Source organism: Frigoribacterium sp. CF331 (assembly GCF_057787905.1).
In genome coordinates, this window is sequence record NZ_CM173545.1 from 3,289,005 (window position 1) to 3,313,223 (window position 24,219).

The 24,219-nt window shown below is 69.3% G+C and carries 25 protein-coding genes; 14 read left to right on the forward strand and 11 right to left on the reverse strand.

From position 1 onward, the window contains the following. Positions 1–166 precede the first annotated feature (166 nt). The 5 genes from gap (at position 167) to AC3CCI_RS15255 (ending at position 3,939) form a co-directional block, all read left to right on the forward strand. Positions 167–1,171, forward strand: coding sequence for a type I glyceraldehyde-3-phosphate dehydrogenase (gene gap / locus AC3CCI_RS15235; RefSeq protein ID WP_043595015.1), 1,005 nt, complete (start codon positions 167–169; stop codon positions 1,169–1,171). Positions 1,172–1,232: 61 nt separating this feature from the next. Next, positions 1,233–2,444 (forward strand): phosphoglycerate kinase, encoded by a 1,212-nt coding sequence (locus AC3CCI_RS15240; RefSeq protein ID WP_488627682.1) that lies wholly within the window; start codon positions 1,233–1,235, stop codon positions 2,442–2,444. After that, positions 2,438–3,226, forward strand: a complete 789-nt coding sequence (tpiA, locus tag AC3CCI_RS15245; protein WP_488627683.1) for a triose-phosphate isomerase — start codon at positions 2,438–2,440, stop codon at positions 3,224–3,226. Before AC3CCI_RS15240 ends, tpiA begins: the two co-directional genes overlap by 7 nt. A 105-nt stretch (positions 3,227–3,331) precedes the next feature. Then, the gene (secG, locus tag AC3CCI_RS15250; protein ID WP_043595012.1) at positions 3,332–3,583 is read left to right on the forward strand and encodes a preprotein translocase subunit SecG; all 252 of its coding nucleotides are present in this window, start codon (positions 3,332–3,334) and stop codon (positions 3,581–3,583) included. Further along, on the forward strand, positions 3,583–3,939 hold the full coding sequence (locus AC3CCI_RS15255) for an RNA polymerase-binding protein RbpA (protein WP_043595011.1): 357 nt from the start codon (positions 3,583–3,585) through the stop codon (positions 3,937–3,939). The genes secG and AC3CCI_RS15255 overlap by 1 nt, the downstream gene beginning before the upstream one ends. A 111-nt stretch (positions 3,940–4,050) precedes the next feature. On the opposite strand, the gene pgl is transcribed toward AC3CCI_RS15255, so the two are convergent. The 6 genes from pgl to tkt all read right to left on the reverse strand — a co-directional run bounded on the left by pgl (position 4,051) and on the right by tkt (position 12,269). Further along, a complete protein-coding gene (pgl, locus tag AC3CCI_RS15260; protein ID WP_488627684.1) occupies positions 4,051–4,821 on the reverse strand; it encodes a 6-phosphogluconolactonase in 771 nt (256 codons plus the stop codon). A gap of 14 nt (positions 4,822–4,835) precedes the next feature. Further along, positions 4,836–5,783 (reverse strand): glucose-6-phosphate dehydrogenase assembly protein OpcA, encoded by a 948-nt coding sequence (locus tag AC3CCI_RS15265; RefSeq protein ID WP_488627685.1) that lies wholly within the window; start codon positions 5,781–5,783, stop codon positions 4,836–4,838. Continuing rightward, on the reverse strand, positions 5,780–7,315 hold the full coding sequence (zwf, locus tag AC3CCI_RS15270; protein WP_488627686.1) for a glucose-6-phosphate dehydrogenase: 1,536 nt from the start codon (positions 7,313–7,315) through the stop codon (positions 5,780–5,782). Before zwf ends, AC3CCI_RS15265 begins: the two co-directional genes overlap by 4 nt. A gap of 113 nt (positions 7,316–7,428) precedes the next feature. Further along, on the reverse strand, positions 7,429–9,024 hold the full coding sequence (locus AC3CCI_RS15275) for a glucose-6-phosphate isomerase (RefSeq protein WP_488627687.1): 1,596 nt from the start codon (positions 9,022–9,024) through the stop codon (positions 7,429–7,431). After that, positions 9,021–10,148 (reverse strand): transaldolase, encoded by a 1,128-nt coding sequence (gene tal / locus AC3CCI_RS15280; RefSeq protein ID WP_488627688.1) that lies wholly within the window; start codon positions 10,146–10,148, stop codon positions 9,021–9,023. The genes AC3CCI_RS15275 and tal overlap by 4 nt, the downstream gene beginning before the upstream one ends. Positions 10,149–10,175: 27 nt before the next feature. Then, the gene (gene tkt, locus AC3CCI_RS15285) at positions 10,176–12,269 is read right to left on the reverse strand and encodes a transketolase (RefSeq protein ID WP_354594199.1); all 2,094 of its coding nucleotides are present in this window, start codon (positions 12,267–12,269) and stop codon (positions 10,176–10,178) included. Between the two features lie 284 nt (positions 12,270–12,553). On the opposite strand from tkt, the gene AC3CCI_RS15290 reads away from it, so the two are divergent. Next, complete coding sequence (locus AC3CCI_RS15290) at positions 12,554–13,477, forward strand: heme o synthase (RefSeq protein ID WP_488627689.1); 924 nt, start codon at positions 12,554–12,556, stop codon at positions 13,475–13,477. A gap of 3 nt (positions 13,478–13,480) precedes the next feature. Further along, entirely contained in the window at positions 13,481–13,915 is a 435-nt protein-coding gene (locus AC3CCI_RS15295; protein WP_488627690.1) for a GNAT family N-acetyltransferase, read from the forward strand. Positions 13,916–13,954: 39 nt separating this feature from the next. On the opposite strand, the gene AC3CCI_RS15300 is transcribed toward AC3CCI_RS15295, so the two are convergent. Further along, complete coding sequence (locus AC3CCI_RS15300; protein ID WP_354594196.1) at positions 13,955–14,923, reverse strand: COX15/CtaA family protein; 969 nt, start codon at positions 14,921–14,923, stop codon at positions 13,955–13,957. Positions 14,924–15,222: 299 nt separating this feature from the next. On the opposite strand from AC3CCI_RS15300, the gene sufB reads away from it, so the two are divergent. The 5 genes from sufB to AC3CCI_RS15325 are packed head-to-tail and all read left to right on the forward strand — an operon-like array spanning position 15,223 to position 19,334. Next, the gene (sufB, locus tag AC3CCI_RS15305) at positions 15,223–16,641 is read left to right on the forward strand and encodes a Fe-S cluster assembly protein SufB (protein WP_354594195.1); all 1,419 of its coding nucleotides are present in this window, start codon (positions 15,223–15,225) and stop codon (positions 16,639–16,641) included. Further along, positions 16,642–17,868: a Fe-S cluster assembly protein SufD gene (sufD, locus tag AC3CCI_RS15310; RefSeq protein ID WP_488627691.1), complete on the forward strand. Its 1,227-nt coding sequence runs from the start codon at positions 16,642–16,644 to the stop codon at positions 17,866–17,868. Beyond that, a complete protein-coding gene (locus tag AC3CCI_RS15315; RefSeq protein ID WP_488627692.1) occupies positions 17,868–18,200 on the forward strand; it encodes a non-heme iron oxygenase ferredoxin subunit in 333 nt (110 codons plus the stop codon). Before sufD ends, AC3CCI_RS15315 begins: the two co-directional genes overlap by 1 nt. A gap of 13 nt (positions 18,201–18,213) precedes the next feature. Beyond that, complete coding sequence (gene sufC, locus AC3CCI_RS15320) at positions 18,214–18,999, forward strand: Fe-S cluster assembly ATPase SufC (RefSeq protein WP_056256284.1); 786 nt, start codon at positions 18,214–18,216, stop codon at positions 18,997–18,999. Positions 19,000–19,001: 2 nt separating this feature from the next. Next, the gene (locus AC3CCI_RS15325; protein WP_043594998.1) at positions 19,002–19,334 is read left to right on the forward strand and encodes a metal-sulfur cluster assembly factor; all 333 of its coding nucleotides are present in this window, start codon (positions 19,002–19,004) and stop codon (positions 19,332–19,334) included. A 75-nt stretch (positions 19,335–19,409) separates the two neighbouring features. Here the strand turns inward: AC3CCI_RS15325 and AC3CCI_RS15330 are convergent, their stop codons facing one another. After that, positions 19,410–20,015 (reverse strand): biotin transporter BioY, encoded by a 606-nt coding sequence (locus AC3CCI_RS15330; protein ID WP_488627693.1) that lies wholly within the window; start codon positions 20,013–20,015, stop codon positions 19,410–19,412. Positions 20,016–20,163: 148 nt separating this feature from the next. Here AC3CCI_RS15330 and AC3CCI_RS15335 point away from each other — a divergent pair, with 148 nt between their 5' ends. Further along, on the forward strand, positions 20,164–21,762 hold the full coding sequence (locus AC3CCI_RS15335; protein WP_354594191.1) for an ABC-F family ATP-binding cassette domain-containing protein: 1,599 nt from the start codon (positions 20,164–20,166) through the stop codon (positions 21,760–21,762). 46 nt (positions 21,763–21,808) lie between these two features. On the opposite strand, the gene AC3CCI_RS15340 is transcribed toward AC3CCI_RS15335, so the two are convergent. Genes AC3CCI_RS15340 through AC3CCI_RS15350 form a run of 3 tightly spaced genes read right to left on the reverse strand, consistent with a single transcriptional unit; the run spans position 21,809 to position 23,291 of the window. Further along, on the reverse strand, positions 21,809–22,660 hold the full coding sequence (locus tag AC3CCI_RS15340; RefSeq protein ID WP_488627694.1) for an SURF1 family cytochrome oxidase biogenesis protein: 852 nt from the start codon (positions 22,658–22,660) through the stop codon (positions 21,809–21,811). Next, positions 22,657–22,893, reverse strand: a complete 237-nt coding sequence (locus AC3CCI_RS15345) for a hypothetical protein (RefSeq protein WP_354594189.1) — start codon at positions 22,891–22,893, stop codon at positions 22,657–22,659. Before AC3CCI_RS15345 ends, AC3CCI_RS15340 begins: the two co-directional genes overlap by 4 nt. Then, positions 22,893–23,291 carry a DUF3099 domain-containing protein gene (locus tag AC3CCI_RS15350; protein WP_488627695.1) on the reverse strand — a complete coding sequence of 133 codons (399 nt, stop codon included), beginning with the start codon at positions 23,289–23,291 and terminating at the stop codon, positions 22,893–22,895. Before AC3CCI_RS15350 ends, AC3CCI_RS15345 begins: the two co-directional genes overlap by 1 nt. A 206-nt stretch (positions 23,292–23,497) precedes the next feature. Here AC3CCI_RS15350 and fabG point away from each other — a divergent pair, with 206 nt between their 5' ends. Then, the gene (gene fabG / locus AC3CCI_RS15355) at positions 23,498–24,208 is read left to right on the forward strand and encodes a 3-oxoacyl-ACP reductase FabG (protein ID WP_488627696.1); all 711 of its coding nucleotides are present in this window, start codon (positions 23,498–23,500) and stop codon (positions 24,206–24,208) included. Positions 24,209–24,219: the final 11 nt, after the last annotated feature.

Below are 24,219 nucleotides of genomic sequence, written 5' to 3' on the forward strand. Positions count from 1 at the left end.
GCGCCCGGGGTCGCCGGGATGACCCGGGACGGCGAACACCGGAGGGCTGCTGCTACTGTCGTGGATGGTGTCCGGCCCGAGGTCATCGAGAGTTCGGGAGGCGCCGCGGGCCTGGTCGCCCACCCCCTCCACGCGTCCCCACGACGCCTGATCATCAGGAGTTTCATTGACCGTCAAGATCGGCATCAACGGCTTCGGTCGCATCGGCCGCAACTACTTCCGCGCGGCACTCGCCAAGGGCACCGACATCGAGATCGTCGCCGTCAACGACCTGACCGACAACGCCGCCCTCGCGCACCTCCTCAAGTTCGACTCGATCACGGGCCGTCTCGACGCCACCGTCGAGCTCGACGGTGACTCGATCGTCGTCGACGGCAAGCCGATCAAGGTCCTCGCCGAGCGCGACCCCGCCAACCTGCCCTGGGGCGAGTTGGGCGTCGACATCGTCGTCGAGTCGACCGGTTTCTTCACCAAGGCCGAGGACGCGCGCAAGCACATCACGGCCGGGGCCAAGAAGGTCCTGATCTCGGCACCCGCCACGGGTGACGACGCCACGATCGTGCTGGGCGTGAACGAGGGCATCTACGACCCCGCCAACCACCACATCATCTCGAACGCCTCCTGCACGACGAACAGCCTCGCGCCCCTGATGAAGGTCTTCCTCGACAACTTCGGCGTCGAGCGTGGCCTGATGACGACGGTCCACGCCTACACGGCCGACCAGAACCTCCAGGACGGACCCCACAAGGACCCTCGTCGTGCGCGCGCGGCGGCCCTCAACATCGTCCCCACGTCGACGGGCGCGGCCAAGGCCATCGGCCTCGTCATCCCCGAGCTCGCCGGCAAGCTCGACGGCTACGCCCTGCGCGTGCCCGTGCCCACCGGCTCGATCACCGACGTGACCCTCGAGACCAGCACCCCGGTGACCGTCGAGCAGATCAACGCCGCCTACAAGGCAGCGGCCGAGGGCGAGCTCAAGGGCATCCTGGCCTACTCCGAGGACCCCCTGGTCTCGACCGACATCACGACCGACCCGCACTCGTCGATCTACGACTCGGGCCTGACCAAGGTCATCGGCAACCTCGTCAAGATCACCTCGTGGTACGACAACGAGTGGGGCTACTCGAACCGCCTCGTCGACCTGACGAAGTACGTGGCCGACCGCCTCTAGTCCGACCTCGGTGCCCCGGCCCCCACGGGCCGGGGCACCGTCCTCCTACCGAAACGAACCCATGAGCCTGCGTACCCTCGATTCCCTCGGTCCCCTCTCGGGCAAGCGCGTCATCGTCCGATGCGACCTCAACGTCCCCTTGAAAGACGGGGAGATCACCGACGACGGGCGCATCCGCGCCTCCCTCGAGACCCTCGACCTGCTGATCAACCAGGGCGCGAGGGTCGCCGTCATCTCGCACCTCGGTCGACCCGACGGCGAGGCGAAGCCCGAGTACAGCCTCCGTCCGGTGGCGCAGCGGCTCAGCGAGCTGCTCGGCAAGAGCGTCGCCTTCGCGCCGAGCACCGTGGGGGACGAGGCGGCCGCGGCCGTCGGAGACCTCGCGGACGGCCAGATCGTGGTCCTCGAGAACCTGCGGTACCACGCGGCCGAGACGTCGAAGGACGCCGCCGAGCGCCAGCAGTTCGCCCAGCGCCTCGCCGAACTCGGAGACGTCTTCGTCTCGGACGGTTTCGGCGTCGTGCACCGTGAGCAGGCGAGCGTCTACGAGCTCGCCTCGATCCTCCCGAGTGCCGCCGGCACGCTGATCGCCCGCGAGCTCGAGGTCCTCGACAAGCTGACCGAGAACCCCACGCGCCCGTACACCGTCGTCCTGGGCGGGTCGAAGGTGTCCGACAAGCTCGGCGTCATCGAGCACCTCCTGCCACGGGTGGACAACCTGTTGGTCGGCGGTGGCATGCTCTTCACCTTCCTCGCCGCGCAGGGCCTCCCCGTCGGCGGCAGCCTGCTCGAGAAGGACCAGCTCGACCGGGTGAGGGGCTACGTCGACGAAGCCGCGCGCCGAGGCGTCAACCTCGTGCTCCCCGTCGACGTGGTGGTCGCCTCGGCGTTCAGCGCCGACGCCGAGCACGCCGTGGTCGCCGCCGACGGCATCGAATCCTCGCCGCTGGGCTCCGAGGCCCTCGGGCTCGACATCGGCCCCGAGACGGCTGCCCGTTTCGCCGAGATCGTGCAGACCTCGTCGACGGTCTTCTGGAACGGCCCCATGGGCGTGTTCGAGTTCCCCGCCTTCGCACACGGTACGAAGACCGTCGCCGAGGCACTCACCCACGTCTCGGGTCTCGGCGTCGTGGGTGGCGGTGACTCGGCGGCCGCGGTGCGAGCCCTCGGGTTCTCCGACGACCAGTTCGGCCACATCTCCACCGGTGGTGGAGCCAGCCTCGAGTTCCTCGAGGGCAGACGACTCCCCGGACTGGAGGTCCTCGGATGGTGACCACGCGCACGCCCCTCATCGCCGGCAACTGGAAGATGAACCTCGACCACCTGCAGGCGATCGCGTTCGTCCAGAAGCTGGCCTGGTCCCTCAAGGACGCCAAGCACGACTTCGAGTCGGTGGAAGCCGCGGTGTTCCCGCCGTTCACCGACCTGCGCAGCGTCCAGACCCTGCTCGACGCCGACAAGCTCGAGCTGGCGCTCGGCGCGCAAGACCTCTCGGCGCAGGACTCCGGTGCCTACACGGGCGAGATCTCGGGTCGGTTCCTGTCCAAGCTCGACGTCCGGTACGTCCTGGTCGGTCACTCGGAGCGGCGCACGCTCCACGCCGAGGACGACGGGGTCGTCGCCACGAAGGTCGCCGCGGCGCACCGGTCAGGACTCGTACCCGTCATCTGCGTCGGCGAGACCGCCGCCGACCTCGAACAGCACGGCCCCAGCGCCGTGCCCGTGGCGCAGCTCCGGGCCGCTCTGGCCGAGGTCCCCGCGTCCGCCGAGATCGTCGTGGCGTACGAGCCCGTGTGGGCCATCGGCTCCGGTCAGGCCGCCACGGCCGAGCAGGCCGGCCAGGTCTGCTCCGCCCTGCGGACGGCTCTCGCCGACGTCGCGGGATCGGACGCCGCAGCCGCCACCCGCATCCTCTACGGCGGATCGGTCAAGTCGTCCAACATCGCGTCGTTCATGCGAGAGCCCGACGTCGACGGGGCACTGGTCGGCGGGGCCAGCCTCGACGTCGACGAGTTCGCCAGCATCGTCCGTTTCCAGGCGCACGTCGGGGTCTAGGCCGGTGGGGTGCCGCCGAGCGGCGCCCCACCGACTCGGACTCCGCGGGCGACGGCCTCTCGCGGTTATACTGTTCAGCGGTCTCACCGCATCGAAAGGTCCTACGTGGAAATTCTCCAGGTCATCCTGCAGGTGTTGCTCGGCATCACGAGCCTCCTGCTGACCCTCCTCATCCTCCTCCACCGCGGGCGCGGCGGCGGTCTGTCCGACATGTTCGGCGGTGGAGTCACGAGCAACCTCGGGGCCTCCGGTGTCGCCGAGCGCAACCTGAACCGCATCACGGTGTTCCTCGGGCTCGTCTGGATCACGTGCATCGTCGTCCTCGGGCTCATCACCAAGTTCGCGGCGGTCAGCTGATGGCCTCGGGCGGCAGCGCCATCCGTGGCTCGCGCGTCGGCGCGGGCCCCATGGGCGAGCAAGACCGTGGTTTCCACGCCGAGCGCATCACCATCTCGTACTGGGACGCCCTCGGCAACGAGGTCGTCCGCCACTTCGCGGCGAACGTTCCCGACGAAGAGATCCCCGAGACCGTCGACTCACCCTCGAGCGGCCTCCCGGCCGGTCGCGACAAGGCGAACCCGCCGACGGTCGCCAAGCTCGAGCCGTACAAGACGCACCTCGCGTACGTGAAAGAACGACGCACCGAAGAAGAGGCCGAGCAGCTCCTCGAAGAGGCTTTGCAACAACTGCGCGTCCGGCGCGGCAAGGCCTGAGACGCCGGGTGAGCCTCCCGGGCTCGACCGATCAGGATTGAACGAAGGGCCCTGCAGCGGATCGCTGCAGGGCCCTTCGTCATGCCCGACGAGCGGGCGGCCGACCGGTTATCAGTACGTCGACGCGATGAGGTTCTCGGGCACCTCGGCCGCTGCGTCCTGGTCGACGAAGAAGACCGTGCGCTTGCGCCCCTTCACCCCGGCGACGGGAACCTGGTCGGCACCGGCGCCGGCCAGGGCCAGCCCCAACGAGGAAGCCTTCTCGGCACCCGCGAGGATCATCCAGACGCGCTGCGAGTTGTTGATGACCGGGAGGCTCAACGTGAGACGCACGGGCGGCGGTTTGGGGGAGTCGTCGATGGTCAGGACCGTGGGTTCGGTCTGCCGGATCTGCGCCTTGTCGGGGAACAACGACGCGACGTGGCCGTCGGGTCCGACACCCAGCAACGTGATGTCGAAGCGCGGGGCCTCGTCGTCTGCCTGGGCGTGCTCGAGCAGGTCCGCGCGGTACGCGGCGGCAGCGGCCTCGACGTCGTCGAAGTCGCCCACCGCACCGAACCGGTGCACGTTCTCGGGCGACAGTCCGATGTGGTCGAGCAGGTCATTGCCGGCCTGGGTGTCGTTGCGGTCGGCGTCGCCCGCCGGCACCCAGCGCTCGTCGGCCCACCAGATCGACACCTTCGACCAGTCGACGCTGTCGCGTGCCGGAGACGCGTTGATGGCCGCCAGCACCAACGTGCTGACGGAACCGCCACTCACGACGACCGACGCGTAGTTCTGCTCCTCGAGCACGTCGATGATCTTGGTGATGAAGCGGGCGGCCACGGATGCGCCCAGCGATTGTTTGTCGGGGTGGACCAGCACCCGGCGTTCGTTCGTCACGGTTCTCTTCTGCTCTAGTTGCTCTGGACGGGTTCGCCGAGTTGGCCGACCCCGTGTCTCACGACGTTCCCGAACAGGTCGTCGGGGTCGAGTCTACGGAGTTCCTCGGCCAGGCAGTCGCGCAGCGACCGGCGTGGCAGGGCGAGGTCGTGGGTGGGCTGGCCGGGTTGCGTGAGGGTGGCGACGTCGTCGACGTCGCGCTCGAGCACGATGGACCCGGAGGCGCGCACGAGTCGGACGCCGTGGATGCCGCTCGAGCCGGTCGCCCTCGTCGCCAGCTCGGCGTCGACCGGCACCTGCAGTTGCAGACGCAGCCAGGCGGCGAGCAGCAGCGTCGACGGCGAGTCGGGGGAGCCGGACACTCCCACCTCGGTGACGGACTCGTACGGTGGCTGGTCGAGAACGGCGGCGAGCTGGGCACGCCACAACGTCAACCGCGTCCACGCGAAGTCGGTGTCACCCGGTGCGTAGCTGCGTGCGAGGTCGACGATCGACTGACGGGGGTTCGGCTGGCTCGCGGCGTCGGTGATGCGCCGTTGGGCGATGCGTCCCAGGGGGGACTCCGACACGACGCTCGGAGCGGTCTTGGGCCACCACGCCACGACCGGGGCGTCGGGCAGGAGCAGCCCGGTGACGAGCCCCTCCTCGTCGCTGGCGGTCTCGCCGTGGGCCCGCAGCAGGATGACCTCACTCGCACCGGCGTCACCGCCGACGCGGATCTGCGCGTCGAGCCTCCCGTCGACCTGGTCGGACTCCGACGCCGTGGACACGACGATGACCCGCATCGGGTGCTCACGCGAGGCGTCGTTGGCCGCCTCGATGGCTTCCTCCTCGTCACCGAGACTGGTGGAGATGATCAACGTGAGGACGCGTCCCAACGCGACCGCGCCTCCTTCTTCCCGGATCTTGACGAGCGTCTTCTGGACGCGGCTGATGGTGCTGTCGGGCAGGTCGACGATCACGGACGCCTCCAGGTGCGGCCGTCTCGGGCCATGAGCTCATCGGCGGAGGCGGGGCCCCAGGTGCCGGGTCGGTATTGTTCGGGCTGTCCCTGCGTGGCCCAGAACTCCTCGATGGGGTCGAGGATCTTCCACGAGAGCTCGACCTCCTCGTGACGGGGGAACAACGGCGGATCACCGAGCAGCACGTCGAGGATCAGGCGTTCGTAGGCCTCGGGGCTGGCCTCGGTGAAGGCGTGCCCGTAACCGAAGTCCATCGTGACGTCGCGGACCTGGGTCCCGATGCCCGGCACCTTCGACCCGAAGCGGAGCGTCACGCCCTCGTCGGGCTGCACGCGGATCACGAGGGCGTTCTGTCCGAGGGAGGTCTGCGTCCCAAAGATGTTCTCGGGCACCTGCTTGAACACCACGGCGATCTCGGTCACCCGCCGGCCGAGGCGCTTGCCGGCCCGCAGGTAGAACGGGACACCGGCCCACCGTCGCGTGGCGATCTCGAGCTTGATGGCCGCGAAGGTCTCGGTCTGGCTCTCGGGGTCCATGCCCTCTTCGTCGAGGAAGCCCCTGACCTTCTCGCCGCCCTGCCAGCCACCCGAGTACTGCCCCCGGGCCGTGCCCGTGGCGAGGTCGGCGGGCAGACGGACCGCCGAGAGGATCTTCTCCTTCTCGGCCCGGAGGTCGCGCGCCGCGAAGGTCACGGGCTCTTCCATGGCCGTGAGCGCGAGCAGCTGCAGGAGGTGGTTCTGGATGACGTCGCGAGCGGCGCCGATGCCGTCGTAGTACCCCGCACGACCGCCGACCCCGATGTCCTCGGCCATGGTGATCTGGACGTGGTCGACGTGGTTGGCGTTCCAGAGCGGTTCGTACATCTGGTTGGCGAACCGGAGGGTCAGCAGGTTCTGGACGGTCTCCTTGCCGAGGTAGTGGTCGATGCGGAAGACGCTGTCGGGCTCGAAGACGGTCTCGACCACGGCGTTGAGTTCGCGAGCGGTCGTGAGGTCGCTGCCGAAGGGCTTCTCGATGACGACGCGCCGCCAGGCCCCGTCCTTCTCCTCGGCGAGACCCGAGCTGCGCAGCTGCTCGGTCACCATGGGGAAGGCCTTGGGAGGGATCGAGAGGTAGAAGGCGTGGTTGCCCATCGTGCCGCGCTCACGGTCGAGCTCTTCGATGGTGTCCTTGAGGCGGGAGAAGGCCTCGGCGTCGTCGAACACGCCTTGCACGAAGCGGAAGCCCTCTTTGAGCTGCCGCCAGACGTCCTCGTCGAAGGGGGTGCGGGCGTGTTCCTTGACGGCCTGGTACACGACCTGCTCGAAGTCCTGGCCCTCGAACTCGCGGCGGGCGAAGCCGACGAGCGCGAACCCCGGCGGGAGCAGGCCACGGTTGGCGAGGTCGTACACGGCCGGCATGAGCTTCTTGCGCGAGAGGTCGCCCGTGACGCCGAAGATGATGAGGCCGCTCGGGCCCGCGATGCGGTTGAGGCGGCGGTCGGAGGGCAACCGGAGGGGGTTGGACTCCGGCGTGATCGGCACCGGTGGCATGGACTTCCGTTCTGTGGTTCGAGGTCGCCCACGACCGGCATCGCGTGCCGGGACGGGGCGTCCGGGGGCAAGGCGAAAGGGCCGGCGTCCCTGGGGACGCCGGCCCTCTCGGCTCAGCGGAGTGCGGCGGTGATGACGGGCAGCGCGGCGGCCACGTCGGTCACGGTCAGCGTGAGCACGGGGCGACCGTGCTCGGCCAGGACCTTCGCGTCGCCCGCGGCCTGCGCCTGGACCAGCTGCCCGAAGGTGAACGGGCTGTCCGGGATCTCGAGGTCGGTCTCGGGCACCTGCGTGATCTGCAGGAACACGCCGTTGGCCGGCCCGCCCTTGTGGTACTGGCCGGTCGAGTGTAGGAAGCGCGGGCCCCACCCGAAGGTGACGGGACGCTGCGTGCGCGCCGCCAGGAGGTCGCGGACCCCTTCGAGCTGCGGGTTCGCCACGCGGTCCACGTACGCCTGGATCGAGACGTAGCCGTCGTCGTCCAGGTGCGTCAGCAGGGCTGCCACGGCGGACTCGAGCGAGTCGCCCAGCTCGACGCCACCGACCTGACGGACCTCGACGCCCTCGGCCGTGAAGGCCGGTGGAGTCGGCTCGGGACGGTCGTCGAGCAGCGCGCGCGTGGCGACCTTGGCCGACTCGACGTCGGGCTGGTCGAACGGGTTGATGTCGAGCAGCCGCCCGGCGACCGCCACGGCGTACTCCCAGACCATGATCTGGCCGCCGAGCGAGCCCGAGATCTCGACCTCGCCCGGTGCGACCTCGCGGGTCTCGTCGGCGTTCGCGACGAGGCGGACGACCTGGACGTCGTGCAGGCCGGCCGAGATCTCGGGGGCGGACCCGTCGATCACGACGGGGAGCAGACCCCGGCCCTGCTTGCCCGTCGACTCGGCGATGAGCTGTTCGGCCCAGTCCGGGAACCCGACGATGTGCGTGCCGTCGGCGACGATCGCGATCTTGTCACGCAGCGGCTTCGTCCCCGCCAGGACGGCGCCGAGCACCAGCCCGGGGTTGTCGGCCCGGTCCTGGGCGAGCTCGACCGTGACGGCGTCCGCCTCGGCCAGCAGCTCGCGGATGTCGGCTCCCGCGAGGCCGGACGGCACGAGACCGAAGGCCGACAGGGCGGAGTAACGCCCGCCGATGTTGGGGTCGGCGTTGAAGACCCGGTAACCGGCCTCGCGTGCCTGGCCGTCGAGGGGAGACCCCGGGTCGGTCACGACGACGATGCGCTCGACGGGGTCGATGCCGGCGTCGGTGAACGCCTTCTCGAAGGTCTTGCGCTGGCTCGCCGTCTCGACGGTCGACCCCGACTTCGACGAGACGACCAGCACGGTGCGCTCGAGGCGGTCGGCGAGGGCCGTGCGCACCTGGCCGGGCTCGGTGGCGTCGAGCACGGTCAGCTCGACGCCGTAGGTGCGCGTGATGACCTCGGGTGCGAGCGACGACCCGCCCATGCCCGCGAGGACCACGTGGTCGACGCCCTTGGCCGCGAGCTCGTCGCGCAGGGCGTCGATCTCGTCGAGGAGCGGGGTCGAGACCACGACGGCCTCGGTCCAGCCGAGGCGCTTGGCCGACTCGTCCTCGGCCTCGGGGCCCCAGAGGCTGGGGTCCTGGGCCGTGATGCCCGACGCGACGAGGTCGTTCACCAGCTGGGGGACGACCGTCTCGATCGCCTGGGCCGCGTCGCCGCTGGCCGCGATGGTGATGGTCACTTGGCGACCTCGGCGGGCTTGGCGGCCTCGAGGGCTGCGGTCACCGTGTCGAGCAGTTCGTTCCACGAGACGATGAACTTCTCGACGCCCTCTTTCTCGAGGGTCTCGGTCACGTCGTCGTAGGACACGCCCTGTGCCGCGACCGCGTCCATGACCTCGTTGGCCGACGCGTAGGAGGCGCTGATGGTGTCGCCACGGATCTCACCGTGGTCGAAGGTCGCCTCGAGCGTCTTCTCGGGCATCGTGTTCACGACGTCCTGGGCGACCAGCTCGACGACGTACGTCGTGTCGAGGACGGCGGGGTCCTTGACGCCGGTGGAGGCCCAGAGCGGACGCTGCTTGTTGGCGCCCGCGGCGAGCAGGCCCTTGGCGCGCTCGGTGTCGAACGCCTGCTGGTACACCTCGTAGGCGAGCTGGGCGTTGGCGACGCCCGCCTTGCCCTTGAGGGCCTTGGCCTCGTCGGTGCCGACCGCGTCCAGGCGCTTGTCGATCTCGGTGTCGACGCGCGACACGAAGAAGGACGCGACCGAGTGGATCTGCGTGATGTCGATGCCGGCGGCCTTGGCCTGCTCGAGACCGGTCAGGTACGCGTTGATGACCGCGCGGTACCGCTCGAGGCTGAAGATCAGGGTCACGTTCACGCTGATGCCCTGGGCGATCACGGCGGTGATGGCCTCGAGGCCCTCGACGGTCGCCGGGATCTTGATGAGTGCGTTGGGACGCCCGACCTTCGCGGCGAGCTTGACCGCCTGGTCGATGGTGCCCTGGGCGTCGTGCGCGAGACCCGGCTCGACCTCGATCGACACGCGGCCGTCGAAGCCACCCGTCGTGTCGTAGATCTCGCGGAAGATGTCGCTGGCGCGCGTCACGTCGTCGGTGGTGATCTCGAAGACGGCGTCGGTGACGCTGACGCCGGTCTTCGCGAGCAGGGCCACCTGGTCGTCGTAGGCCTCGCCCTTGGCGAGGGCCGAGGCGAAGATCGTGGGGTTGGTGGTGACCCCGACGACGTTGCGCTCGGCGATCAGCTTCTGCAGCCCGCCGGCGTTGATGCGCTCACGCGAGAGGTCGTCGAGCCAGATGCTGACGCCCGCGGCGGAGAGCTGTGCGGTGTTCGAATCGGTCATGGTGTCTTCTCTTCTTCCTGTCGACGCTCAGAGAGCGGCGATCGAGTCCTTGGCGGCGGCGACGGCGGCTTCGGTCGTCATGCCGAACTGCTTGAACAGCGTCTTGTAGTCGGCCGACGCACCGAAGTGCTCGATCGACACGCTGCGACCGGCGTCGCCGACGATGCCGCGCCACGGCATGGCCACGCCGGCCTCGATCGAGACGCGGGCCTTGACGGCGGCCGGCAGGACCGCCTCCTTGTACTCGTCGCTCTGCTCGTCGAACCACTCGATGCTGGGTGCCGAGACGACTCGGGCGTTGATGCCCTCGCCGCGCAGGACCTCACGGGCCTCGACGGCGATCTGCACCTCGGAGCCGGTCGCGACGAAGATCACGTCGGGCGTGCCGCCCGGTGCCTCGGCCAGGACGTAGGCGCCCTTGGCGACGTTCTTCGCCGACGCGAACGTGTCGCCCTCGGCGTCGCCGGTGCCACGCTCGAAGACGGGCAGGTTCTGACGGCTGAGCGCGATGCCGGCGGGGCCGTGGTGGCGTTCGAGGATCGTCGCCCAGGCCCAGGCGGTCTCGTTGGCGTCCGCGGGGCGGACGACGTCGAGGTCGGGGATGGCCCGCAGCGAGGCGAGCTGCTCGATCGGCTGGTGGGTCGGACCGTCCTCGCCGAGGGCCACGGAGTCGTGGGTCCAGACGTAGATCGCGGGCGACTTCATCAGCGCGGCGAGGCGGACCGCCGGGCGCATGTAGTCGCTGAAGATCAGGAAGGTGCCGCCGAAGGGGCGCGTGTTGCCGTGCAGGGTGATGCCGTTGAGGATGGCGCCCATGGCGTGCTCGCGGATGCCGAAGTGCAGCACGCGACCGTAGGGGTCGCCGCTCCACTCGTCCGTCGACCACTCGGTCGGCACGAACGACTTCGAACCCGTGATGGTGGTCAGGTTGGACTCGGCCAGGTCGGCCGAACCGCCCCAGAGCTCGGGGACGACGCCGGCGAGGGCGTTGATGACCTTGCCCGAGGCCGCGCGGGTCGAGACGTCCTTGCCTGCCTCGAAGACGGGCAGGGCCTCCTCGATGCCCTCGGGGAGCTCGTTCGCGAGGATGCGGTCGAGCAGGACCTTCTTGTCGGGGTTGGCCGTCGCCCAGGCGGCGAGCTTCTCGTCCCACTCGGCGTGCTGGGCCTGGCCGCGTTCGACGGCCTTGCGCGTGTGCTCGAGAACGGCGGGGTCGACGTCGAAGGACTTCTCGGGGTCGAACCCGAGGACCGACTTGAGACCCGCGACCTCGTCGGCGCCGAGCGCCGAGCCGTGGATCTTGCCGGAGTTCTGCTTCTTGGGCGACGGCCAGCCGATGATCGTCTTGAGGATGATCAGCGAGGGCTTGTCGGTGACGCCCTTGGCCTTCTCGATGGCGTCGTTCAGCTCGGCGACGTCCTCGACGTACTCGCCGGTCTTCTTCCAGTCGACGACCTGGACGTCCCAGTCGTAGGACTCGAAGCGCTTCTGGACGTCCTCGGTGAAGGCGATGTTCGTGTCGTCCTCGATCGAGATCTGGTTCGAGTCGTAGATCGCGACGAGGTTGCCGAGCTTCTGGTGGCCGGCCAGCGAGGCGGCCTCGCTCGTGACGCCCTCCTGCATGTCGCCGTCACCGGCGATGACGTAGACGAAGTGGTCGAAGGGGCTCGTCCCGGGGGCGGCCTCGGGGTCGAACAGGCCGCGCTCGAAGCGGGCCGCGTAGGCGAAGCCGACCGAGCTGGCGAAGCCCTGGCCCAGCGGACCGGTGGTGATCTCGATGCCGTCGGTGTGGCCGTACTCGGGGTGGCCGGGGGTCTTGGAACCCCAGGTGCGCAGGGCCTCGAGGTCGTCGAGCTCGAGACCGTAGCCACCCAGGTAGAACTGGATGTACTGCGTCAGCGAGCTGTGGCCGACCGACAGGATGAACCGGTCGCGACCGATCCAGGTGCTGTCGCTCGGGTCACGACGCATGACCTTCTGGAAGAGCAGGTACGCGGCGGGCGCCAGGCTCATCGCGGTGCCGGGGTGGCCGTTGCCGACCTTCTCCACCGCGTCGGCCGCGAGGACGCGGACCGTGTCTACTGCTTTGTTGTCAATGGATTCCCATTGCAGATCTGCCACTGGAAGTTGACCCTTCTTGATGCGAACTGCGCGGGGTCGATTCGCTCCCGCGCTGACGTGCGCCTGCCGAGACGTCGTCGGCTGGGTCGCACACACGCTGGGGGCGGTGATCAGGACGGTTCGTCCGGTGATTCGGGGACCGAGAGGGCGTGCGACTGGCAAGCTCCTGCAAGTATAGGGACGAACCCCCCGTGGCCGTCCGCATCCCGCGGTGGGTTCGCCGTCAGCGTCGACGTTCATCGCCTAGACTTCCTGGGCAAACCGTTCGTCTCGTTAGAGGACTCATGACCGCAGCCGTTGACATCCGCCCCGACACGTCACCCCGGGGCTTCCGTCGCAAGGCTCGAGCGTACGTCGCCCTCACGAAACCCCGTGTGATGGAGCTCCTGCTCGTCACCACGGCCCCGACGATGTTCCTGGCCCAGGGGGGAGTCCCGAACCTCTGGCTGGTCGCCGCCACGCTGATCGGCGGCGCCTTGAGCGCCGGCTCGGCGTCGGCGTTCAACTGCTACATCGACCGTGACATCGACCGCATCATGAAGCGGACCCAGGGGCGCCCCCTCGTCACGGGTGACGTCAGCGACCGCGAGGCGCTGGTCTTCTCGTACGTGGTCGGCGTCGCCTCCATCGTCTGGCTCGCCCTGACGGTCAACCTGTTGTCGGCGGCCCTCTCACTCGGGGCCATCCTGTTCTACGTCGTGGTCTACACGCTCTGGCTCAAGCGCCGCACCCCCCAGAACATCGTCTGGGGCGGCATCGCGGGCTGCATGCCCGTGCTCATCGGGTGGGCGGCCGTCACCGGCGACCTCTCGTGGTCCGCCGTCATCCTGTTCATGGTGATCTTCCTCTGGACGCCTCCGCACTACTGGCCGCTCTCGATGAAGTACCGCGACGACTACGCCGCCGCCGACGTCCCCATGCTCGCCGTCGTGCGGGGTCGCTCCATCGTCGGCCTGCAGGTCGTCCTCTACGCCTGGGCAACCGTGGCGTGCTCCCTGATCCTCGTGCCCGTCGCCGGCATGGGGGCGCTCTACACCGTGGTCGCCCTCGCCAGCGGCGCCTGGTTCGTCTGGGAGTCCCACCGCCTCTACAGCCGTGCCATCCAGCACGTCTCCGAGGTCCGACCGATGCGGGTCTTCCACAGCTCGATCACGTACCTCACGTTGCTCTTCGTCGCCGTCGGCGTCGACCCGCTGCTGCCCTTCTGATCGATGGGCACGATCGCGTGGTCGGTCCGTCCGGCGCGCCCGGACGACCTCGACGTGTTGTCCGACCTCAAGCTCCGGGTGCTGAGGCCCGAGTTCGAGCGGCTCGGCATCTGGGACCCACCCCGTCACCGGGCGCGCTTCGTGCGCGAGTTCAGCGCTGACGAGACGCGCGTCGTCGAAGGCGACCGGCGCCTCCTGGGGTGCATCGCCCTGCACCCCGAGGCCGACACGACCTGGCTGCGGCACTTCTACCTGGCCGAGGAGGCGCGAGGTCGCGGGATCGGGACGACCCTGCTCTCCGAGGCGATCGCGTCGGTCGCCCCGGGGTCGATCACGCTCGACGTGCTGACGGGCAGCCGTGCCGTGTCGCTCTACGGACGCAGCGGCTTCGTCGAGATCGCCCGCGACCCCGTCGACACGGTCATGCGCCGCCCGTAGCCGCCCATGGGGCGGACCCGGGCCGGACGGGCCCGACGGTCAGGCTCGGACGGCCGCGGCCTCGACGATGGGCTCGACCTCGTCGGGGGCCTGGTCGTTGCGCAGGGACAGCACGACGGCGGTCGTCGCGGCCACGAGCAGTGCGGCGAGCACCATGTGCGTTCCGACCAGGAGGGGAGGCAATCCCGTGCGGGCCTGCGTGATGCCGACGGCGATCTGCACGAGCTCGACGGCCAGCAGCGCGACGGGGAAGCGGCGGGGGAGACCTGCCGCCACCGTCCAGGCGACCACGGCGACGGTCAGCGCCAGGGTGGCGTAGGCCGGCCAGCTGTGGACGTGGTCCATGATCGCGGGGTCGAGGCCGTTGCGCGGGGTGGCCGCGTCGCCCGCGTGCGGGCCGGAGCCGGTGGTGAGCACGCCCACGACGACGGTGACGCCCACGACCGCGGCGAGGACGTGCACCAGGCGCGCGTAGCCGGGCGGGGTCGCGGCGTGGTGACCGCGGGGCCCCCGGTGCACGCGCCAGAGGAGCGTCGTCGTGAGGCCGACGAGGACGATCGAGACGACGAAGTGGGCCCCGACGATGTAGGGGTTGAGCCCCGTCAGGACGGTGATGCCGCCGAGCACGGCCTGGAACGGGATGCTCAGGCCCTGCAACAGGGTGAGCCAGAAGAAGTCGCGTCGGACCTTCCGTTGGCGCAGGACGAAGAGGAAGGCGAGGATCACCACCAGGGTGAGCACGAAGGTGAGCAGACGGTTGCCGAACTCGATGGCACCGTGGATGCCCATCTCGGGCGTGCTGACGAACGAGTCCGTCGTGCAGCGGGGCCAGGTGGGGCAGCCGAGGCCCGAGCCGGTGAGCCGGACGGCGCCGCCGGTGCCGATGAGCAACACCTGGCAGACGAACGACGCCCAGGCGATGAACCGGACCCGACGGTCGACCGTCGTGGGCAACCACGACCAGGCTCGGGTCAGGACTCCGGTGGTGCCCACCTGTGCGTTGCTCACGACTTGCTGCCTTTCGTCACTTTCGGCGGTCTGCCCTGTAGAATCGACGGGTTCAGGAACACGACCCGGCAGGGTGTCGACGGAGACATCCGAAGACCACGAGATCCGCAGAAGCGGTACGCGGTCCTCACCACCAGTCTAAGCAGCGCGACCTGGCGTCTCGATTACCTCGGGCGTCGGCGAACGAGGCGGAGGCCACCGACGTGTTCGACTCGCACCGCGAGCAGCTGGGCCGCTCCACCACCCGGGGAATGCCGTTCGGCCCACCCGTGTTCGGTCCGGCAGAGAAAGAGGTAGTCATGTCAGACGTGTTGATCGATCGACCCGAGCTCGAGAGCCTGGGGCAGTACGAGTTCGGCTGGTCCGACTCCGACACCGCGGGCGCCTCGGCGCGCCGGGGGGTGTCACCCGAGGTCGTCACCGACATCTCGAACCTGAAGAGCGAACCCGAGTGGATGCTCAAGAACCGTCTCAAGGGCCTGGCGCTCTTCGAGCGCAAGCCGATGCCGACGTGGGGTGCCGACCTCTCGGGCATCGACTTCGACAACATCAAGTACTTCGTCCGGTCGACCGAGAAGCAGGCGACGACCTGGGACGAGCTGCCGGACGACATCAAGAACACGTACGAGAAGCTCGGCATCCCCGAGGCCGAGCGCAACCGTCTCGTGGCCGGCGTCGCCGCCCAGTACGAGTCCGAGGTGGTCTACCACCAGATCCGCGAGGACCTCGAGCAGCAGGGTGTCATCTTCATGGACACCGACACGGCGCTGCGCGAGCACCCCGAGATCTTCCAGGAGTACTTCGGCACGGTCATCCCGGCCGGCGACAACAAGTTCGCCGCCCTCAACACGGCCGTCTGGTCGGGCGGGTCGTTCGTCTACGTGCCCAAGGGCGTCCACGTCGAGATCCCCCTCCAGGCCTACTTCCGCATCAACACCGAGAACATGGGCCAGTTCGAGCGCACGCTGATCATCGCCGACGAGGGCAGCTACGTGCACTACATCGAGGGCTGCACGGCGCCGATCTACAAGTCGGACTCGCTCCACTCGGCCGTGGTCGAGATCATCGTGAAGAAGAACGCTCGCGTCCGCTACACGACGATCCAGAACTGGTCGAACAACGTCTACAACCTCGTCACGAAGCGGGCCATCGCCCACGAGGGCGCCACCATGGAGTGGATCGACGGCAACATCGGCTCGAAGGTGACGATGAAGTACCCGTCGATCTACCTGGTGGGCGAGCACGCCAAGGGTGAGACCCTGTCCGTCGCCTTCGCGGGCCCGGGTCAGCACCAGGACGCCGGCGCGAAGATGGTCCACATGGCGCCGTACACGACGTCGTCGATCGTCTCGAAGTCCATCGCCCGCGGCGGCGGTCGAGCGGGCTACCGCGGCGAGGTCCGCGTCGACGAGGCCGCACACCACGCGGCCAACACGGTCCGCTGCGACGCCCTGCTCGTCGACACGATCTCGCGCTCCGACACGTACCCCGCGATCGACATCCGCGTCGACGACGTCCAGCTCGGTCACGAGGCGACGGTGTCCCGGGTCAGCGAGGAGCAGCTCTTCTACCTCATGTCGCGGGGCATGGCCGAGGACGAGGCCATGGCCATGATCGTGCGTGGCTTCATCGAGCCCATCGCCCGCGAGCTCCCGATGGAGTACGCGCTCGAACTCAACAAGCTCATCGAGATGAGCATGGAAGGATCAGTCGGCTAGATGTCCGCCGCAGCACCCACCACCACACCAGAGTCCACCACCACCCCGGGCGTCCAGCACGGAGCAGGGGCCCACAGCGACGGCGGCTGGGGGCTCGTGCCCGTCCAGACGCGGTCCGAGCGGTTCACCTCGACCGACCCCGCGGCGTTCCCCGACGTCACCGGTCGCGAGGTCGACTGGAAGCTGAGCCCCGTCGCGCGCCTCCGTGCCCTCATCGACGGCGACCTCGACGGTTCGCCCTACGCCTACCTGGCTCGCGAGACCCCCGGTGCGACCGTCGAGTGGATCGACCGTGCCGACCCCCGCGTCGGCACGGCGGGCACGCCGGAGGACAAGGCGGCCGCCAACGCATGGTCGAGTGCCGAGAAGGTCCTCTCCGTCACCCTGGACGGCGACGAGCCCTCGGCGATCACGATCGGCCGGTCGAGCCTCGACCGCGAACCCCGCGCGGGTCACACGCTGATCCACGCCAAGGCGAACAGCCAGGCCGTGGTCGTGCTCCGCAACACCGGGGCGGCGCACCTCGTCGAGAACGTCGAGATCGTCGTCGACGAGGGGGCCCACCTCACCGTCGTGACCTTGCAGGAATGGGACGACGACGCCGTCCACCTCGCGAGCCACCACGCACGCATCGGGCGCGACGCCCAGCTCAAGCACTTCGTCGTCAGCCTCGGAGGCTCGGTCGTCCGGGTGAACCCGTCGGCCCACCTGGCCGAGCAAGGGGCGGACGCCGAGCTCTACGGCGTGTACTTCGCCGACGCCGGCCAGCACCTCGAGCAACAGGTGTACGTCCACCACGACGCTCCGAAGACCCGCAGCCGCGTCAACTACAAGGGCGCACTGCAGGGTGCCGGTGCCCGCACCGTGTGGATCGGCGACGTCCTGATCGCTCGCACCGCCCCCGGGACCGACAGCTACGAGCAGAACCGCAACCTCGTCCTCAGCGAGGGCACGCGAGCCGACTCGATCCCGAACCTCGAGATCGAGACCGGCGACATCGAGGGTGCCGGTCACGCCAGCGCCACCGGTCGCTTCGACGACGAGCACCTCTTCTACCTGCAGTCCCGGGGCATCTCCGAGCACGAGGCACGCCGTCTCGTGGTGCTCGGTTTCCTCGTCGAGGTCATCCAGAAGATCGGCGACGCCGACCTTCAGACCCGCCTGGTGGACGCCATCGAGGCCGAACTGGCCGCGGGCGAGGCCACGTCGACCGAGACGGGCGCCTGATGGCCACGAAGGTCTGCGGCGTCGACGACGTCAGCCCGGCCCAGGCCCTCCGGGTCGTCGTCGACGGCGTCGCGATCGCCGTCGTGAAGGACAGCGCCGGCACCATCCACGCGATCGGCGACACGTGCACGCACGGCGACATCTCGCTCTCCGAGGGCTTCGTCGAGGACGACACCCTCGAGTGCTGGGCCCACGGCTCGAAGTTCGAGCTCACCACCGGCAAGCCGCTCACGCTGCCCGCCTACGAACCCGTACCGGTCTTCTCGGTCTCCGTCATCGACGGCGAGGTGTACGTCGACACCGCCTCGACCGTCACCGGCGCCGCACAGTAAAGGAACAGAACGCATGTCCACTCTCGAGATCCGCGACCTCAAGGTCAGCATCGACACCGACCAGGGCCCGAAGCCCATCCTCAAGGGCGTCGACCTCACCATCAACGAGGGCGAGATCCACGCCGTCATGGGCCCCAACGGCTCGGGCAAGTCCACCCTCGCCTACACGATCGCCGGCCACCCGCGCTACAACGTCGACGGCGGCTCCATCCTCCTCGACGGCCGCGAGGTGCTCGAGATGAGCGTCGACGAGCGCGCCAAGGCCGGCCTCTTCCTCGCCATGCAGTACCCCGTCGAGATCCCGGGCGTCACCGTCTCGAACTTCCTGCGGACCGCCAAGACCGCCCTCGACGGTGAGGCCCCCGCCATCCGTGGCTGGATCAAGGACCTCCGCGAGTCGATGAGCGCCCTCAAGATGGACTCGGCGTTCGCCGAGCGCAACGTCAACGAGGGGTTCTCGGGTGGCGAGAAGAAGCGCCACGAGATCATGCAGCTCGAGTTGCTCAAGCCGAAGTTCGCCGTCCTCGACGAGACCGACTCGGGCCTCGACGTCGACGCGCTCAAGATCGTGTCCGAGGGTGTCAACCGTGCCAAGGCCAACACGGGCCTGGGGCTGCTGCTCATCACGCACTACACGCGCATCCTGCGCTACATCAAGCCCGACTTCGTGCACGTCTTCGTCGACGGCCACGTCGCCGACGAGGGGGGTCCCGAGCTGGCCGACCGTCTCGAGAACGAGGGTTACGACCGGTACGTGACGGCAGCCGCCGCCGAGGCCGCCGCGACCACGGCGGTCTGACCGTGGCCGTCGCGCTGAGTCCCGAGAAGTTCGACCAGACGATCGAGGCCCTGAAAGAGGTCGTCGACCCCGAACTGGGCGTCAACATCGTCGACCTCGGTCTCATCTACGACCTGGCGATGGATGAAGAACACGAGAACGCGCTCATCATCAGCATGACGTTGACGAGTGCCGGGTGCCCGCTGACCGACGTGATCGAGGGCGACACGGCCAACGCCCTCGACGGCGTGGTCGACGCGTTCCGCATCAACTGGGTGTGGATGCCGCCGTGGGGCCCCGACCGCATCACGGACGACGGCCGTGACATGATGCGGGCCATCGGATTCTCCATCTGACCCCGCCCGCCCCGACGACGAAGCCCCGCCCCTCGCGAGAGGGGCGGGGCTTCGTCGTGTCGACGGCAGTGGGCGTTAGTCGCCGATGCGCTTCAGCGCGCGCCAGGCGAGGGGCAGGGCCGCCGCCGCGATGAGCCACTTGGCGATGCCGCCCACGACGAACGGGTAGAGACCCGCCGCCAGGACGCTCGACGGGTCGTTCGGCAGGCCGAGGGAGCCGAGCACGACGGCCAGGTAGGGCAGTCCGACGGCGAAGGGGATCAGGCTCGCCAGGAAGAAGGCGACGGCGGAGCGGCCCCACTTCTTGTCCCAGTCGCGTTCGGACAGCCATCCGACGGCCGCGGCGGCGATGACGAAGCCGATGACGAAGCCGAAGCTCGGCTTGAGGACGCTGAGCGGACCACCCGAGAACTCGGCGAAGATCGGCAGACCCGCGACTCCGAGGACGAGGTAGGCGGCGAGCGAGAGCGCACCACGCCGGGCCCCGAGCGACGCCCCGACGAGCATGACGCCGAGGGTCTGACCCGTGACGGGCACCGGCCAGAGGGGGATCTGGACCTGCGCGAGGGCCGACACGACGGCCACGCCACCGAGCACGAGGGCCACGTCCGTGGCCGCGCCCCGGGCCACCAGACGGTCGGCGAGGACCGGCCGTGAGGTCGATGCGGCGGTGTTCGTCATGGGGACTCCTAGAATGGGTGGGTTGATCGGCCGAGCGGCTGGTCGGCAGCGCAGTGCTGCGACCCTCTCCACACGACGTCCCCATCCTATGGGCGGCCCTCCTCCGGGTCCCGTTGTGGACTCCTCACCAATCGATTGGACATCTGCTGTGCTCTCCGTGCACGATCTCGAGATCCGCGTCGGCGCGCGCCTCCTCATGGCCGACGTCTCGTTCCGGGTCGACCGGGGCGACAAGATCGGCCTCGTCGGCCGCAACGGCGCCGGCAAGACGACCATGACCAAGACGCTGGCGGGCGAGACCCTCCCGACCGGCGGCAAGATCGAGCGGTCGGGCGAGATCGGCTACCTCCCGCAGGACCCACGCAGCGGCAACCCCGAAGACCTCGCCCGCACGCGCATCCTCGACGCCCGGGGGCTCGGGCAGCTGCTGCTCGGCATCCAGGAGGCCACCCTCGCGATGGGCGATCCCGACGCGGACGTCGCGGCCCGGGCCATGAAACGCTACGGCGACCTCGACGACCGCTTCAACGCCCTCGGCGGGTACGCGGCCGAGGCCGAGGCCGCGTCGATCGCCAGCAACCTGAGCCTGCCCGACCGCATCCTCGACCAGCCCCTCTCGACGCTCTCGGGTGGTCAGCGTCGACGGATCGAGCTGGCGCGCATCCTGTTCTCGGCGGCCGACACGATGATCCTCGACGAGCCGACGAACCACCTCGACGCCGACTCGGTCGTGTGGCTGCGCGAGTACCTCAAGACGTACCAGGGCGGCGTCATCGTGATCAGTCACGACATCGAACTCGTCGAAGAAGTGGTGAACCGCGTCTTCTACCTCGACGCGAACCGCCAGGCCATCGACGTCTACAACATGGGCTGGCGCAACTACCAACGCCAACGTGCCGCCGACGAGGAACGCCGCAAGAAAGAGCGCTCGAACGCCGAGAAGCAGGCCTCGGCCCTGCAGAAGCAGGCTGCCCGCTTCGGGGCCAAGGCCTCCAAGGCCGCCGCGGCACACCAGATGGTGGCCCGTGCCGAGAAACTGCTGTCGGGCCTCGACGAGGTGCGCGCGGTGGACCGCGTGGCGAAGCTGCGCTTCCCGACCCCGGTCGCCTGCGGCAAGACGCCGCTCATGGCGTCGAACCTCTCGAAGAGCTACGGCTCGCTCGAGATCTTCACGGCCGTCGACCTGGCCATCGACCGGGGGTCGAAGGTCGTCATCCTCGGCCTGAACGGTGCCGGCAAGACGACGCTGCTCCGCATCCTGGCCGGCGTCGACGCTCCCGACACGGGGCAGCTCGAACCGGGCCACGGCCTCCGGGTCGGCTACTACGCGCAGGAGCACGAGACGATCGACGTCAAGCGCAGCGTGCTCGAGAACATGGTGTCGTCCTCGCCGAACATCACCGAGATGGAGGCGCGGCGCGTGTTGGGCTCGTTCCTGTTCACGGGCGACGACTCGGCCAAACCCGCCGGCGTGCTGTCGGGTGGCGAGAAGACCCGGCTCGCCCTGGCGATGATCGTCGTCTCGGGCGCCAACGTGCTGCTGCTCGACGAGCCCACGAACAACCTCGACCCGGCCAGCCGCCTCGAGATCCTCGACGCCCTCAGCAACTACGAGGGTGCCGTCGTCCTCGTCAGCCACGACGAGGGAGCGGTCGAGGCGCTGAACCCCGAGCGCGTGTTGATCATGCCCGAGGGCACCGAGGACCACTGGACGCCGGACTACTCCGACCTGATCAACCTGGCCTGATCACCCCCGCGCCGATCGGGCTGGCCCGGCCCGGTCGGAGACGGGCTCAGCGGTGGACGCCGTCGAGGATCTCGTCCTCGACGTCGTTGTCGTGGCGGGGTCGCGCCTCGCGACGGCGCTGCCGTTCGGCCTCACGCTCGACGAGTTCGTCGTCGTCGGCGTTCTGGTTGCGGTACTCCTGCCGGAAGACGTAGAACAAGAACCCGAACGCCCCCACGGCGAACATCAGCCACTGCACGAAGTACGACAGGTTGAGTCCGGTGTCGACCTCGGGCTTCGACGACGGTACCGGTGCCGTCGAGGGCGCGGGGGTCTCGCTGACGATCAGCCCGTAGGCACCGGAGTAGATCGGCTGCCCGACCCGCGACTCGACCTCGCTCAACTGGATCGTGGCGATCTGGTTCGTGCCCGGCACGCCGGTGCGGTCGCCCACGGCGGGTTCGCCCGGCTTGAGACGGGCAACGACCGTGACCTCGCCCGACGGAGGCGCGGGAACGACGTCGGGGGAGTCCTGGGCGTTCCCGGTCGGCACCCAGCCACGGTCCACGACGAACACGTCGCCCTGCGTGGTGCGGAAGGGCACGAGGACCTCGAACCCCGGCTGGCCGTTCAGGGGCCGGTTGCGCACCAGCAGCTCGTCGTCGGCGAGGTAACGGCCGGTCATCTCGACCGGCTGCCATTCTCGGGCGGGGTCGTACGAGGACAGCTCGGGCAGGGCCTGCGCCAGCGGGATCGGCTCGGCGTCGTAGGTCTGCTCGAGCTGGTGGACGACCGCGAGCTTCTCGTCGTGGCGGGTCCACTGCCAGTGGGCGAGGAACACGCAGATCACGGCGAAGACGATCGCCACCCCGAGGTAACCCAGCCAGCGTCGGGAGAGGGCGAAGCCGATGTTCGTCACCGCGCCTCCGTTCCGACCCGCTCGACCTGTTCCGACACCCCCGTCACGACGACCGGGAAGTCGCGCGCCTCGAGGAACTCGCGCAGGAAGTCCACGTGCTCGTCGCACGCGGACCACACCTTGACCCGGTCGATGCCGTGGATCTTGGGATTGCGCCAGTGCACATTATGCCGCGCCTCGGCTCGACACGAGGCGCGTGAGCACTGCACGCCGACGGGGTCGAGGCCGAGCATCAGGCGCTCTTCCGGTCGGTGCCCGCCTCGCCGGGAGCCCCACCGGGCGACGCGTCGGGCACGTCGTCACCGGCCGGGGCGGGGCCGGTCGGCCCCGTGTCGCCGTCGACCACGGTGGGACGGAAGGGAGCCTGCGGCTCGCGGTACACCTCGATGCCCCCCGGGCTCTCGACGGCGTCGCCCGCCTCGTGGCCGACGTTGGCGAACACGACGGCGACGTAGGGGATGACGATCGCACCGACGATCGGCAGCAGCGTCCACCACCCCAGGGGGAACACGAAGCACAGGGCGATGCAGACGAGCCTGATGGCCATCGCGACCAGGTACTTGACCATGCGCGAGTGGCGGTCGTCGGTGGGGGAGGGCGGGAGGGACGTGATCGTGTTCGAGGCCTTCACGGGGCACACCTCGATGTCGGGAGGAGGGCGGATGCACCACGGACGGGTGCCGGATCGGTCTCGGGGAGCAGAGGCGCCCGGGGACCGCCTCGATCCTAAGACCCGGGTCCGACAGTAGGCTGGTCGGCGGCCTGCCGATCACAGGTTCGCCGTCCCCGCCGCCGTCCCGGACGGCGACCGCCGAGATCGCACACGAGGAGACCACCATGACCACGCCCCGCACCGTCCTCGTCACGGGTGGCAACCGAGGCATCGGCTTCGCCATCGCCGAGGAGTTCGTCGCTCAGGGCCACCGCGTCGCCGTCACGGCCCGGAGCGGCCAGGGGCCGGAGGGCACGCTGACCGTGGTCGCCGACGTCACGGACGCGGCCTCGATCGACGCGGCCTTCACGACCGTCGAGGCCGAGCTCGGCCCGGTCGAGGTCGTCGTCGCGAACGCCGGCATCACCAAGGACGGCCTGCTCATGCGCATGACCGAGGACGACTTCACGTCGGTCGTCGACACGAACCTGGGCGGGGCCTTCCGCGTCGTCAAACGCGCCTCCAAGGGCATGCTCAAGGCCCGCTTCGGCCGCATCGTGCTCGTCTCGAGCGTGGTCGGCCTCTACGGTGGACCGGGCCAGGCGAACTACGCCGCGTCGAAGGCCGGCCTCGTCGGCTTCGCCCGGTCGCTCACCCGCGAGCTCGGCGGCCGGGGCATCACCGCCAACGTCGTCGCCCCCGGGTTCGTCGAGACCGACATGACGGCGGTGCTGCCCGAGGACCAGCAGGCCGAGTACAAGAAGAGCATCCCGGCCGGGCGCTACGGCACGGCCGCCGAGGTCGCGAAGGCCATCGCGTGGCTCGCCGGCGACGACGCCGGCTACGTCTCGGGTGCCGTCGTCCCCGTCGACGGCGGCCTCGGCATGGGCCACTAGGCCCGCAGGGC

Excerpts from the sequence above, each read along its gene's own strand:
- AC3CCI_RS15240 (WP_488627682.1), top strand. The coding sequence starts at position 1,233 with ATGAGCCTGCGTACCCTCGATTCCCTCGGTCCCCTCTCGGGCAAGCGC.
- tpiA (WP_488627683.1), top strand. The coding sequence starts at position 2,438 with ATGGTGACCACGCGCACGCCCCTCATCGCCGGCAACTGGAAGATGAAC.
- AC3CCI_RS15255 (WP_043595011.1), top strand. The coding sequence starts at position 3,583 with ATGGCCTCGGGCGGCAGCGCCATCCGTGGCTCGCGCGTCGGCGCGGGC.
- zwf (WP_488627686.1), bottom strand. The coding sequence starts at position 7,315 with ATGCCACCGGTGCCGATCACGCCGGAGTCCAACCCCCTCCGGTTGCCC.
- tal (WP_488627688.1), bottom strand. The coding sequence starts at position 10,148 with ATGACCGATTCGAACACCGCACAGCTCTCCGCCGCGGGCGTCAGCATC.
- AC3CCI_RS15290 (WP_488627689.1), top strand. The coding sequence starts at position 12,554 with ATGACCGCAGCCGTTGACATCCGCCCCGACACGTCACCCCGGGGCTTC.
- AC3CCI_RS15295 (WP_488627690.1), top strand. The coding sequence starts at position 13,481 with ATGGGCACGATCGCGTGGTCGGTCCGTCCGGCGCGCCCGGACGACCTC.
- sufB (WP_354594195.1), top strand. The coding sequence starts at position 15,223 with ATGTCAGACGTGTTGATCGATCGACCCGAGCTCGAGAGCCTGGGGCAG.
- sufD (WP_488627691.1), top strand. The coding sequence starts at position 16,642 with ATGTCCGCCGCAGCACCCACCACCACACCAGAGTCCACCACCACCCCG.
- AC3CCI_RS15315 (WP_488627692.1), top strand. The coding sequence starts at position 17,868 with ATGGCCACGAAGGTCTGCGGCGTCGACGACGTCAGCCCGGCCCAGGCC.
- sufC (WP_056256284.1), top strand. The coding sequence starts at position 18,214 with ATGTCCACTCTCGAGATCCGCGACCTCAAGGTCAGCATCGACACCGAC.
- AC3CCI_RS15330 (WP_488627693.1), bottom strand. The coding sequence starts at position 20,015 with ATGACGAACACCGCCGCATCGACCTCACGGCCGGTCCTCGCCGACCGT.
- AC3CCI_RS15345 (WP_354594189.1), bottom strand. The coding sequence starts at position 22,893 with ATGCTCGGCCTCGACCCCGTCGGCGTGCAGTGCTCACGCGCCTCGTGT.
- fabG (WP_488627696.1), top strand. The coding sequence starts at position 23,498 with ATGACCACGCCCCGCACCGTCCTCGTCACGGGTGGCAACCGAGGCATC.